Origin of the sequence: Aminobacter sp. LjRoot7, from assembly GCF_964252895.1 — a bacterium.
Classification (GTDB): domain Bacteria; phylum Pseudomonadota; class Alphaproteobacteria; order Rhizobiales; family Rhizobiaceae; genus Aminobacter; species Aminobacter aminovorans_B.
In genome coordinates, this window is the sequence record NZ_CAXUPX020000007.1 from 161,951 (window position 1) to 174,229 (window position 12,279).

The window sequence follows — 12,279 nt, forward strand, 5'->3', positions numbered from 1 at the left end:
ACATGGCGCCACCGCTTCTCAATCTCGACGGCATCCGTCTGACCTTTGGCGGCACGCCGCTGCTCGACGGCGCCGCATTAACGGCCGCCTCCGGCGACAAGATCGCACTTGTCGGCCGTAACGGCTCGGGCAAGTCGACACTGCTCAAGATCGCCGCCGGCATGATCGAGCCGCAGGACGGCGTCGTGTTCCGCCAGCCCTCGGCGACGATCCGCTATTTGCCGCAGATGCCCGACATGGATGGTTTCGCCTCGGTGCGCGCCTATGTCGAGGCCGGTCTTGGACCTGCTGATGATCCGCATCGCGCCACCTATCTGCTCGACCATCTCGGCCTGACCGGCGAGGAATCTCCGGCTGACCTGTCGGGCGGCGAGGCCCGCCGCGCAGCACTTGCCCGCGTCATGGCGCCCGAGCCCGACATCCTGCTGCTCGACGAGCCGACCAACCATCTCGACCTTGCCGTCATCGAGTGGCTGGAAGAAGAACTGATCCGCACCTCCTCGGCGCTGATACTGATTTCGCACGACAGGCGTTTCCTAGAGCGCGTCAGCCGCAACACCGTCTGGCTCGACCGTGGCCAGACGCGCCGTCTCGACCGCGGCTTCGCCCATTTCGAGGAATGGCGCGACCAGATCCTCGAGGAAGAGGAACGCGAGCAGCACAAGCTCGGTCGCCAGATCGTGCGCGAGGAGCATTGGCTGCGCTACGGCGTGACTGCGCGGCGCAAGCGCAACATGCGCCGGCTCGGCGAGTTGCAGACGATGCGCCAGACGTTCCGCAGCCATCGCGGCGCCGAAGGCGTCGCAACGATGGTTGCCAGCGAGGCGGCGGAATCGGGCAAGCTCATCATCGAGGCCAAGAATATCGACAAGAGCTTCGGCGAGCTGAACGTCGTCAAGGGCTTCTCGACGCGCATCCAGCGTGGTGATCGCGTCGGTCTCGTCGGCCCCAACGGTGCCGGCAAGACGACCTTGCTCAAGATGTTGACCGGTGAGTTGGAGCCCGATGCAGGCAGCGTGCGGCTGGGCGTCAATCTGGAGATCGCCACCCTCGACCAGAAGCGCGAGGCTGTCGATCCGAACGAGACGCTGTCGAGCTACCTGACCGACGGCCGTGGCGAAAACCTGGTCATCAATGGCGAGCAGCGCCATGTCGTCTCCTACATGAAGGACTTCCTGTTCAAGCCCGAGCAGGCACGCACGCCGGTGCGCGAGCTCTCCGGTGGTGAACGCGCCCGGCTGATCCTGGCGCGTGTCTTGGCGCGTCCGGCCAACCTGCTGGTGCTCGACGAACCGACCAACGATCTCGACATGGAGACGTTGGAACTGCTGCAGGAGTTGGTCGCCGGGTTTGCCGGAACCGTCATCCTGGTCAGCCACGACCGCGACTTCCTCGACCGCACGGTGACCAGCATCATCGCGCCCGATGGCGAGGGCCGCTGGATCGAATATGCCGGTGGTTACGCAGACATGTTGGCCCAGCGCGGCGGTACCAAGCTCGACGATCGCAAGTCGCGCAAGGCCGCCATTGGCCAGGCCTCGGCTGGCCGCAATGACGCCGAAGCGCCCAAGGCGGCGTCGAAGAAGCTGTCGTTCAAGCAGAAGTTCGCACTCGAAAGCCTACCCAAAAAGATGGAGGCGGTGACCGCATCGATCTCGCGGCTGGAAAACCAGATCGCCGACCCGGCCTTCTACGAGCGCGACCCGCACGGCTTCCAGAAGACCATCGCTGCCCTCGACAAGGAGCGCGCAACGCTAACTGCGTTCGAGGAGGAGTGGCTGGAGTTGGAGATGCTGCGCGAGGAGCTGGAAGGGTAAGCTGGACTAGAGACAGGCCTCGCAGATCGCCGCGATATGGCGGTGGTCGGTGCCGCAGCAGCCGCCCAGAACCTTGATGTGGCCAAAGCTGTTCCGCATCGCGCGATAGCGGCGGGCGAGATCGGCAGGATCGCCGGGGTCGAGCTCGGTTGCGGCGTCGAGTTCGGCGTGGCTCTTTGCCGAAGCGTTTGCCCGCACGCCGCCGATGCGGCGAACCCAGTCACCGGCTTCCGCCAGCACGCTGTCGAAATGGCTGGGATGGGCGCAGTTGATCATGAAATAGGCGGGCGCGCCGTCGGTCTCGTCGTCGACGATCTCGATCGCTTCCGCCAAGCTTTCGCCCGACGGCAACCGCCCGTCGGTCTCGACCGTAAAAGAAATCACCGAGGGCAGGCCTTCGCCCATGGCGGCACAGGCGATGCCCACCGCTTCCTCCGGATAGTTCATGGTCACGGCGCTGACCATGTCGGCGCCGGCGTCACGAAACGCGACGACCTGGTCGCGATGATAGTCTGAGGCCTCGACCGGCGTCATCTTCATGTCGGGACGGTAGCCATCGCCGCGCGGCCCGAGCACGCCGTTGACTGGCACCGTCATGCCGCGGGCGACATAGGGCGCTCGCAGAGCCTTCGCCTGGGCGACGGCGCGACGATTGATGTCAGAGAGGGCCGTGGGGGAGTAGCCGAGCTTCTCACCCCAGTCGGGGTTGGCGCGCCACGTCGGCGTGTCCAGCACAAAGCTCAAGCCGTGTTTCTCGGCGATATCGAGATAGTGCCGGAAATAGCTGTCCAGCCTGTCGCGGCCGGTTGCATCGAGAAGCAGCGGAAACGCTGCGAAGCACGGCAGGTCCATCCCTTCCAGGAAGACCAACGTCGTCTCAAGGCCTCCATCGGTGAGGGCGATGGAGGCGCCGAGATGCGGAAGATCTGTCGTCGCAGGGCACATGATGACCCCGGAGGTATCTGGCTTGACGTTGACTAAATCCGCCAGGACACGCTGTTAAACGAGGCCTTCAGATTAACATCTTAATTTAGCATCAGCTACTCGAAGCTGCCGAGAGTCGGATCAAGCTGACGCGAACGGTCGTTCGCGCCAGTCACCGAGCCAGGCTCAGCCAGCTTCCTTGGCCTGCCAGGCCTTCATCGCGTCTTCGAACACCTTGTCGCCAGGGATGCCCTTTTCGAGCGTGAACAGCGCGCGGCGGCCCGACTTGTAGACCACCGGCACGTCGATCCAGCTCTGGCGACGCAGAAGGTTCAGATTGGCGTCGACCTCGGCCTTGGTGTCGTTGAGGGCAACGAGGAAGAAGCCGTCGGCGATCTTGGCCGGAATGCCGAGCAGCGAGTTGCCGGCGTCCTGTTCCGAGCTCTTCATCGCGACGCGCAGGATGTTTTCGATGCCGCCGCCGTCGAAGCCCTCGGGCGTCAGGAAGATCATTTCCAGGATGTGGCTCGCCGGCAACGTCTTGTCGGCGTTGCGGCGGATGGTCATGCGCAGCTGGATGTCCTTGCCGGGGATGGTCGCCTCGGCGCGAATGGCAGGCTCGGGCGGCAGGTCGCCGCCGGGCGACTCCTGAACAACCGTCCAGACCACGGAACCCGGTTCAGCCGAGCCCTGGGCCACGTTGGTGCGCTCTTCGTAGAAGATCGCTTTCTGGCCGACGGCCACGGGTGCGTTTTCGCCAGCAGCCGGAGCTGTCGTTGCCGGGGTTCCCTCGGCAGGCGTTGCCGGAGGGGTTGCCGGCGTGGGCTCGGGCGTCGCCGGCGGCGTTGCCGGAGCCGGCTGGGTCAGCGCTGCGACCGAGGTGCCTTCGCCGACGCCATTGCTGCCACTGGCCGGACCCGGATCGACTTCCTTGCCGTCAGCGGTCATGCGCTGGGTGAACTTGCCCGGCTCGCCAGCTGCCGGCGCCTGCGCCGCCTGGCCGCCATTGGCCGGCGGAGGGGTTGCAGCTTCATTCGGCGGGGGTGGCGTTTCAGCCGCCGTGTCGCTACCGCTGCCGAGGAAGGCGTCGCGGTTGGACCACAGCGCATAACCGCCTGCGCCGACGACCACCACGGCAAGGGCCGCGGCGATCAGGCCACCGCTGATGCGCCTGCGCGGCTTCTGCCGCGTATTGGCGAAGGGATCGCCGCCATTGGTCGCAGCGCCGTCGAAACGGTCGTCGCCTTCGCCTTCCGGCGCTTCGTCATCGTCGCTTGCCGAGAAGTCGGGCAGCGGCTCACGCTGCTGCGGCGTGTAGGCGGGAATGGGAGGGGCCGCAGGCGGCGGTGCGACCGGAGTCGCCGGGCGGTACGGCTCCGGTTCCGGCGTGGACCGGCTGTAGGCCGGCTTGTCCTTGTTGCGGGCGATCGAGCTAAAGACGTTTTCCAGCTCGGCCAGCGGATCGTCTTCCACCACAGGCGGATTGAACTCCGCCTCGACGATGGCGATCGCGTCCTCGAGCGACTTGGTCTGGCGTTCGGCAACGGCTGCGGGCGGCTGCGGATTGAGCGCGGCGAGCTTGGCCGCGATGGTGCTGCGGGCCTTGTCATACACCCGCGCGCGCATCGCCGGCGTGGTGTCACCCATGCCATCCAGCGTCTTTTTCAGAACCGCTACGAAGTCTGCCATTCTCTCGTCGACCTATCTCTTCTTCTGGGCCGCGGCGATTCCGGCGGCAAATCAGCCGCCGGAAAGTTGCCAAAACTAGTCTTCAAACGGGTCGGTCACAAGTATCGTGTCATCCCGCTCGGGGCTGGTGGAAAGCATCGCGACAGGAGCGCCGATCAGCTCTTCGATGTAGCGCACATACTTCACCGCCTGGGCCGGCAGGTCGTTCCAGCTGCGGGCGCCCGCGGTGGTGCCCTTCCAGCCTTCGAGCGTCTCGTAGACCGGTTCGACGCGCGCCTGCGCACCCTGGCTCGCCGGCAGGTAGTCGATCAGCTCGCCGTCGAGCATGTAGCCGGTGCAGACCTTGATCTCGTCGAGGCCGTCGAGCACGTCGAGCTTGGTCAGCGCGATGCCCTTGATGCCGTTGACGGCAACCGCCTGGCGCACCAGCACGGCATCGAACCAGCCGCAGCGGCGCTTGCGGCCAGTCACGACGCCGAATTCATGGCCGCGCGTGCCGAGGAATTCGCCGACCTCGTTCTGCTGTTCGGTCGGGAAGGGGCCTTCGCCGACGCGGGTGGTGTAAGCCTTGGTGATGCCGAGCACATAGTGGATCGAACCCGGGCCCATGCCCGAACCTGCTGCCGCCTGGCCGGCGACCGTGTTCGACGACGTCACGAACGGATAGGTGCCGTGGTCGATGTCGAGCAGCGTGCCCTGGGCGCCTTCGAACAGGATGCGCTCGCCGGCGCGGCGCTTGTCATCCAGCACCTTCCAGACGCGGTCCATATAGGGCAGGATCTTGTCGGCGATCGAGGTCAGTTCGGCCATGATGACGTCATGCGTCACCTCAGGGTGGCCAAGCCCGCGGCGCATTGCATTGTGGTGCGTCAGCAAGCGGTCGACCTTTTGGGGAAGCGTTTCCAAATCCGCCAAGTCCATCACCCTGACGGCACGGCGGCCCACCTTGTCTTCGTAGGCGGGGCCGATGCCGCGACGGGTCGTGCCAATCTTCGTTCCGGAATTGGAGGCGGCGTCCTCGCGGAAACCATCCAGCTCACGATGCAGGGACAGGATAAGCGCGGTGTTTTCGGCGATTTTCAGGCGGTCGGGGCCGATCTCGACACCCTGGGCGCGGATCTTCTCCAGCTCGGCGACAAAGGCATGCGGGTCGAAGACCACGCCGTTGCCGATGATCGACAGCTTGCCTTCGCGCACGACGCCGGATGGCAGCAGCGACAGCTTGTAGACCACACCGTCGACCACCAGCGTATGGCCGGCATTATGCCCGCCCTGGAAACGCACCACCACATCGGCGCGTTCCGACAGCCAGTCGACGATCTTGCCCTTGCCTTCGTCGCCCCACTGGGAACCGACGACCACCACATTGGCCATAATATTTTCCTTCCGACATCGCGGCTGAGGCCGCGAACAGTGCAAAATGACAGGCCTCTATAACGCCAAGCAATTGGATGTGCGACCTTTCTTTGCCGCCTCAGGCACAACAATTTCCGCCTTTGGGCGCATTTACTTGTCGAAAGCCAGCACCTAGGCCGGCATGTAGCCCCTCGCCAGCGAAAGTCCGGCCGCATGCACCGAAACGCCTATGTCCTGCTGCTGGCGACCACGCTGTTCTGGGGCGGCAATGCGGTGGCGGGCAAGCTTGCCGTTGGCCATGCCTCACCGATGCTGCTGACCTCGCTGCGCTGGGCATTCGCGGCCGTGCTCCTCGGTGCCGTCGGCTGGCCCCGCCTTCGGCTCGATTGGGCGGTGGCGCGCAAGCACATCTGGCTGCTCATCGCATTGGGCGGGCTTGGCTTCACCGCCTTCAATGCCGCCCTCTATTCGGCGCTCAACTTCACCTCGGCCATCAATGCCAGCATCGAGCAGGCCGGCATGCCGATGGTCATCTTCGCCGCCAATTTCATCCTGTTTCGCATGCGCGTCAGTTGGGGCCAGATCCTCGGCTTCCTGCTGTCGCTTACAGGCATCGCGCTGACTGCCAGCCATGGCGATCTCAGGACGCTTCTCGCCCTCGACATGAATTTCGGCGACGCGCTGATGCTGATCGCCGTCCTTGTCTACAGTGCTTACACCGTGGCGCTCCGCTTCAAGCCCGAGATCCATTGGCTGAGCCTGATGATCGTCATGACATCGGCCGCCTTCGTCACTTCGATCCCGTTCGTCGCCTGGGAAATCGGCACCGGCCGGGCCATTGCGCCCGATGCGACGGGCTGGGCGATTACGACCTACATGGTGCTGTTTCCGTCGATCCTGGCGCAGATCTTCTACATCAGGGGCGTCGAGCTCATCGGCGCCAATCGCGCCGGCCTGTTCATCAACATGGTGCCGATCTTCGGCACGCTGCTGTCGGTGATGATCATCGGCGAGGACTTCCAGCTCTACCACGCGGTGGCCATAGTGCTGGTGTTCGGCGGCATCTGGCTTGCCGAACATAGCGGGCGCAAGATGGCGAGTGCCGAGGAATTTCTAGCTGCCGAAAAGCCCAGCTCCGATACTTGAAAGAAAAAGGCGCGGGACGAGCCCGCGCCTTTCGTGCCTTGGGAGGCTTTTCTCAGATCCCGTTGACGTCGAACTGCAGGCGCTTGGCCGAGTCGATCGACTTGTGGTCGCGTACCTTGGCGAGCACGTCTTCGGGGAACGGCGCATCGAGATAGAGCAGGGCAATCGCATTGCCGCCCGGATGGTCGCGACCGAGCTGGAAGTTGGCGATGTTGACGCCGCTCTCGCCGCACACCGTGCCGAGCAGGCCGATGATGCCGGGCGCATCCGCATTGGTGGTGTAGAGCATGTGTTGGCCGACCTCGGCATCGAGATTGATGCCCTTGATCTGGATGAAGCGCGGCTTGCCGTCGGAGAAGCAGGTGCCGGCGATCGAACGCGTCATGTGCTCGGTCTTGACCGACAGCTTGATGTAGCCGTCGAAGACGCCCGACTTGTCGCGCTTGACCTCGGCGACGATGATGCCGCGTTCCTTCACCATGATCGGCGCCGACACCATGTTGACGTCGGAGACCTGCGGCCGGATCAGCCCGGCAAGCGCCGCGCTGATCAGCGCCTTGGTGTTCATCTGGGCGGTCTGGCCGTCGAACAGGATCTCGACCTCGGTGATCGGGTCTTCGGTGACCTGGCCGACAAAGGCGCCGAGCACCTCGGCGAGCTTGACGAAGGGCTTGAGCCGCGGCGCTTCCTCGGCGGTGATCGAGGGCATGTTGATGGCGTTGGAAACCGCGCCCTTGACCAGGTAGTCGGCCATCTGCTCGGCGACCTGCAGAGCCACGTTTTCCTGCGCTTCCGAGGTCGAGGCACCGAGATGCGGCGTGCAGACGACGTTGTCCATGCCGAACAGTTCGTTGCTTTCGGCCGGTTCGACCTCGAACACGTCGATGCCGGCGCCCGCCACCTTGCCGCTCTTCAGGCCGGCGATCAGGTCCTTCTCGACGATCAGACCACCACGGGCGCAATTGATGATGCGCACGCCCGTCTTCATCTTGGCGATGGAGTCGGCGTTGATGATGTTGCGCGTCTTGTCGGTCAGCGGCGTGTGCAGGGTGATGAAGTCGGCACGTGCGAACAGCTCGTCGAGCTCGACCTTTTCAACGCCAAGCTCCTCGGCGCGATGCTCCGACAGGAACGGGTCGAAGGCAACGACATGCATCTTGAGGCCGACTGCACGGGTGGCGACGATCGAGCCGATGTTGCCGCAGCCGATCAGGCCAAGCGTCTTGCCGGTGATCTCGACACCCATGAAGCGGTTCTTCTCCCACTTGCCGGCATGGGTCGAGGCGTTGGCTTCGGGCAGCTGGCGAGCGACCGCGAACATCAGTGCGATGGCGTGTTCGGCCGTGGTGATCGAATTGCCGAAGGGCGTGTTCATGACGATGATGCCGCGCCGCGAGGCGGCGGGGATATCGACATTGTCGACGCCGATGCCGGCGCGGCCGATGACCTTGAGATTGGTCGCCGCCGCGATCAGCTTTTCGGTGACCTTGGTCGCCGAGCGGATGGCAAGGCCGTCATACTGGCCGATGACTTCGAGCAGCTTTTCCTTGTCCTTGCCGAGGTCGGGCAGATAGTCGACCTCGACGCCACGATCCTTGAAGATCTGGACGGCGGTGGTGGAGAGTTTGTCGGAAACGAGAACGCGGGGCGCCATAGCTGCCTCCTTGAAGAGTGATCAAACTGTTCGGGGAAATGGGCGGCCCGGAGGCCGCCGCAGGTCTGGTCAGGCCGCGGCCTTGAGCGCTGCCTTCTGATTGGCGAAGGCCCAGTCGAGCCACGGCATCAGGGCTACAAGGTCGGAGGTCTCGACGGTGGCGCCGGCCCAGATACGCAGGCCGGGAGGCGCGTCGCGATAGGCGCCGATGTCGAAGGCAACGCCTTCCTTTTCGAGCGCCGACACCATGGCCTTGGCGAATGCCGCCTGGCCGTCCTTGTCGAGGCTGGCGACTTCAGGGTCGACGATCGACAAACAGACCGAGGTGTTGGAACGCGTCTCCGACACGACGGCCAGATTGGCGAGCCAGCCGGACTGCTGCACGAAGGCGTCGATTGCCGCGAAGTTGGCGTCGGCACGGCCGATCAGCGCATCGAGGCCGCCCAGGCCCTTGGCCCAGTTCAGCGCGTCGAGATAATCCTCGACGCAGAGCATCGACGGCGTGTTGATAGTCTCGCCCTTGAAGATGCCTTCGATCAGCTTGCCGCCGGAGGTCAGGCGGAAGATCTTGGGCAGCGGCCAGGCCGGCTTGTAGGTCTCGAGCCGTTCGACGGCGCGCGGGCTCAGGATCAGCATGCCGTGCGCGCCTTCGCCGCCAAGCACCTTCTGCCAGGAGAAGGTGACGACATCGAGCTTGGCGAAATCGAGGTTCTGGGCAAAGGCCGCCGAAGTGGCATCGCAGATGGTCAGGCCCTTACGGTCGGCAGGAATGAAGTCGCCGTTGGCGACGCGCACACCAGAAGTCGTGCCGTTCCAGGTGAAGACGACGTCGCGATCGAAATCCACCTTGGCGAGATCGGGCAGCTCGCCATAGGGCGCCTCGAACTTGCGGACGTCTTCGAGCTTGAGCTGCTTGACCACGTCGGTGATCCAGCCGGCGCCGAAGCTTTCCCAGGCGACCATGTCGATGCCGCGCTCGCCGAGCAGCGACCACATCGCCATCTCGACCGCGCCGGTGTCGGAAGCCGGAACGATGCCGATGCGATAGTCGGCGGGAACCTGAAGAACTTCGCGGGTCAGCGCGATGGCCTGCTCGAGCTTGGTCTTGCCGACCTTGGCGCGGTGCGAGCGGCCGAGCGGTGCGTCGGCGAGTGCTTGAAGCGACCAGCCGGGACGTTTTGCGCAGGGACCTGAGGAGAAATTGGGGTTTGCCGGACGGAGTCCAGGCTTGGCGACGATCGTCATCGTGATGCTATCCTTCCAGATAGGTGGCCCCTCGTTGGGGAGGGGTGGCCCACGGACGGCGATATGCGTTTAGCGTTCAGGCGTCAAGAGGAAAGTTTCTGTCGCAAAGAGGACATGCCCTTAAGGCATTGAAATGCTGGCAGCGCTGGTCGCCGATCGGTCATGACCGCAAGCCGTAACGGCCGCTCACTCGGCTGGCTGCAGATAACCCGCATGCACCAGATGCTCGTGCAGCAACTCCCTGATGGCTTCCTGCCGGCTGGCCTCGTTCTGTTTGCCCCGACGATATTCGTCCACGGCGTCCAGCACGGCCGACGGAAACCTCATATGCACGGCCTCGGTCCCCGCCGGCCGCCGCCCTCGTTTCGCAAGTCGTTCACGCAAGTCCGGCCCCAAGGAAAGTCTAATCTAGGAAAATTAATTTCCTATGGATGAAATTGCAAGGGCGACGGCAGGTGAGGCGGAAAGGCCTCCTGCGCTCCTTGTGGGTACAAGGAAAACCAGCTGCGGCGTGGGCCGGTGGTTGTGTGGCTGTTAGAAGTAACGCAGAACGGGCATCGGTTTGCGGGGCTTGTATTAGGGGGCGGCTCGTGGCTCAGGTGTTTTCACTCGGTCTTCGGTTCCAGGAACGGATTGCAGCCCGTCCGCTAGCCGTGACCGTGGCTTCGCTGGCTGCAATCGTCGGCATTTCTCTGGCCCTTGGCTTCTACAATCTCGACTTCCTCTATGGCGCCCATGTCGACGAACCGACGAAGGTGGCACTGGTCGCGGACAAGCCCCACAATTACTTTCACCCACCGTTGCTGATCGTTCTGGCGAGGGCTTTGGCGTGGCTAGGGTCTGCTTCCAGCGATCTTGAACCGCTTTGGGCCGGTCGCCTTGTTAGTGTGATGGCGATGACTGCTGCCGGTGCGCTCTTCTACCTCGTGTTGATGCGCTACGCTGATCGTCTGCAGGCGCTCATCTGGAGCTGTGTTTTCGCGTCGTCTCCGGCAATTGCCGTGCACGCCCATTACTTCAAGGAAGATGCGCTGCTCGTGTTCGCCATCTGCCTTGGCCTCCACGCGCTGGTGCGGCTTGTGGAAAGAATTGACCTGCACAATCTGGTCTATTTGGGCATTGCTCTCGGTCTTGCGCCGTCGGCCAAGTATGTTGGTTTCCTGAACAGCGTCGGGCTGTTCGCCTTTGCCCTGTGGTACTGCCGACTAGGTGCGAGGGATGCCGCATTGGTGGTCGTCGCGGGCGCCGCCACCGTGCTCGCCATTCTGCTCGTCTCGTTCGCGGGCGAAAGCGGAACCGGTCTTGGCGATGTGCTGACGGGTCTCGCAAGGGAACTCAAGCATGCCGAGAGCGGTCATGATCTCGGGGAATGGTTCTGGGCAGGCTATGGGCTCACTCATCTGCGCCACCACCTGCTTCCAAGCATCACGGCGATGACGTTTCTGATCGGCCTCGCGGCAATCTGTCTCGCGCTGGTCAAGGACAGGGACCGGCGAGTCGCAGCCTTTGCGGCTGCCGCGTTCATATGGTTGTTCGTGCTTGAACTCTCGCCGCTCAAGATCGTCGGGCAGATGCGCTATGTGCTTCCAGTTGTCGTTTATTTCATGCTGGCTGCCGGGATCGCCAGCTCGCGCTCAATCGCCATGCGGAGCCGCGCCGGCGCCACGGCGTTGGCTCTCGTTGCGCTGACGGTCACTGCACATGCGGGCATTTCCTATGTTCGGAACATGAATCCCGGCAAGGACACGCGGACGAAGGCTGTCGAGTTCCTGACGGCCAACGGAATGACCAATGTGGTCTCCGACTATCCGACCGGTTATCCGGTGGCGCAGACATGGGACTATGAAGCGTTGGCCTCGTATGACTATCTGCTGTCACTCAGATTCGAGCGCTATTTGCGCGGTGGCGAATTGAGAGCACAAGACTCGCAAGTCTACGCCCTGGCGTCGATGTTCCATTGCCTCGACGGATATGCCGTCGCAACGTTTTCCCGGCTCTATGGGGACTATGGCTTCGTGGCGCCGACTGTCAGGATATACGATCTAAAGCGCGGCGCTTCATGCATCCCGCCAGCAAAAAGCCGGCCGTGAGGCACGGCCGGCCTTTTTGAGGAGCTTCGTGGTTGCCTACCAGAGGTCGTAGCGCAGGCCGACCTTGACCTGGTGGTAGTCGACGCCTTTCTTGGTCGTGAGCGTGCCGAAGTCCATGTATTCCAGATCGGGGGCGCTCAGGTACTGGTAGCCGACGTCGATCGAGGTGTTCTGGGCGACGCGATATGCGACACCTGCGCCGACCGAATATGCGAGCTTGCACTGCGCGTCGCGGGCATAGAAGTCGAGTGTCGGGTAGGCACTTGGCCAGATTTGGTGCCGATGCCTGTTGGGAATGGAGCCTAGTAGCAATGTCTACTTGGCCGGAGCGCATGCGCTGGGTATATAGCCGTTAGTC

Annotated in this window: 10 protein-coding genes; 3 read left to right on the forward strand and 7 right to left on the reverse strand. The window is 63.6% G+C overall.

All coding sequences use genetic code 11. From position 1 onward, the window contains the following. Positions 1-2 precede the first annotated feature (2 nt). The gene (locus ACSQ3E_RS19800) at positions 3-1,817 is read left to right on the forward strand and encodes an ABC-F family ATP-binding cassette domain-containing protein (RefSeq protein WP_310321005.1); all 1,815 of its coding nucleotides are present in this window, start codon (positions 3-5) and stop codon (positions 1,815-1,817) included. 6 nt (positions 1,818-1,823) lie between these two features. Here ACSQ3E_RS19800 and ACSQ3E_RS19805 read toward each other — a convergent pair whose 3' ends face one another. From ACSQ3E_RS19805 to ACSQ3E_RS19815, 3 genes are all read right to left on the reverse strand, one after another. Then, positions 1,824-2,762 carry a homocysteine S-methyltransferase family protein gene (locus tag ACSQ3E_RS19805; protein ID WP_310321007.1) on the reverse strand — a complete coding sequence of 313 codons (939 nt, stop codon included), beginning with the start codon at positions 2,760-2,762 and terminating at the stop codon, positions 1,824-1,826. A 165-nt stretch (positions 2,763-2,927) separates the two neighbouring features. Further along, on the reverse strand, positions 2,928-4,430 hold the full coding sequence (locus ACSQ3E_RS19810) for a hypothetical protein (RefSeq protein WP_436123996.1): 1,503 nt from the start codon (positions 4,428-4,430) through the stop codon (positions 2,928-2,930). A 75-nt stretch (positions 4,431-4,505) separates the two neighbouring features. Continuing rightward, positions 4,506-5,804: an adenylosuccinate synthase gene (locus tag ACSQ3E_RS19815; protein WP_310321010.1), complete on the reverse strand. Its 1,299-nt coding sequence runs from the start codon at positions 5,802-5,804 to the stop codon at positions 4,506-4,508. 195 nt (positions 5,805-5,999) lie between these two features. Between ACSQ3E_RS19815 and ACSQ3E_RS19820 the strand changes: the two genes are divergently transcribed. After that, positions 6,000-6,932, forward strand: a complete 933-nt coding sequence (locus ACSQ3E_RS19820) for a DMT family transporter (RefSeq protein ID WP_436123997.1) — start codon at positions 6,000-6,002, stop codon at positions 6,930-6,932. 52 nt (positions 6,933-6,984) lie between these two features. Here ACSQ3E_RS19820 and serA read toward each other — a convergent pair whose 3' ends face one another. From serA to ACSQ3E_RS19835, 3 genes are all read right to left on the reverse strand, one after another. Then, complete coding sequence (gene serA, locus ACSQ3E_RS19825) at positions 6,985-8,586, reverse strand: phosphoglycerate dehydrogenase (protein WP_436123998.1); 1,602 nt, start codon at positions 8,584-8,586, stop codon at positions 6,985-6,987. A gap of 69 nt (positions 8,587-8,655) precedes the next feature. Then, entirely contained in the window at positions 8,656-9,831 is a 1,176-nt protein-coding gene (locus ACSQ3E_RS19830) for a phosphoserine transaminase (RefSeq protein WP_436123999.1), read from the reverse strand. Positions 9,832-10,017: 186 nt separating this feature from the next. Then, entirely contained in the window at positions 10,018-10,215 is a 198-nt protein-coding gene (locus tag ACSQ3E_RS19835) for a hypothetical protein (RefSeq protein ID WP_436124000.1), read from the reverse strand. Between the two features lie 206 nt (positions 10,216-10,421). Here ACSQ3E_RS19835 and ACSQ3E_RS19840 point away from each other — a divergent pair, with 206 nt between their 5' ends. Further along, on the forward strand, positions 10,422-11,921 hold the full coding sequence (locus tag ACSQ3E_RS19840; protein WP_436124001.1) for an ArnT family glycosyltransferase: 1,500 nt from the start codon (positions 10,422-10,424) through the stop codon (positions 11,919-11,921). A gap of 36 nt (positions 11,922-11,957) precedes the next feature. Here ACSQ3E_RS19840 and ACSQ3E_RS19845 read toward each other — a convergent pair whose 3' ends face one another. Continuing rightward, on the reverse strand, positions 11,958-12,233 hold the full coding sequence (locus ACSQ3E_RS19845) for an outer membrane protein (protein WP_436124002.1): 276 nt from the start codon (positions 12,231-12,233) through the stop codon (positions 11,958-11,960). Positions 12,234-12,279: the final 46 nt, after the last annotated feature.

Bases quoted from the DNA above. Each gene is read 5' to 3' on its own strand.
- ACSQ3E_RS19800 (WP_310321005.1), top strand. From the start codon at position 3: ATGGCGCCACCGCTTCTCAATCTCGACGGCATCCGTCTGACCTTTGGC.
- ACSQ3E_RS19805 (WP_310321007.1), bottom strand. From the start codon at position 2,762: ATGTGCCCTGCGACGACAGATCTTCCGCATCTCGGCGCCTCCATCGCC.
- ACSQ3E_RS19810 (WP_436123996.1), bottom strand. From the start codon at position 4,430: ATGGCAGACTTCGTAGCGGTTCTGAAAAAGACGCTGGATGGCATGGGT.
- ACSQ3E_RS19815 (WP_310321010.1), bottom strand. From the start codon at position 5,804: ATGGCCAATGTGGTGGTCGTCGGTTCCCAGTGGGGCGACGAAGGCAAG.
- ACSQ3E_RS19820 (WP_436123997.1), top strand. From the start codon at position 6,000: ATGCACCGAAACGCCTATGTCCTGCTGCTGGCGACCACGCTGTTCTGG.
- serA (WP_436123998.1), bottom strand. From the start codon at position 8,586: ATGGCGCCCCGCGTTCTCGTTTCCGACAAACTCTCCACCACCGCCGTC.
- ACSQ3E_RS19830 (WP_436123999.1), bottom strand. From the start codon at position 9,831: ATGACGATCGTCGCCAAGCCTGGACTCCGTCCGGCAAACCCCAATTTC.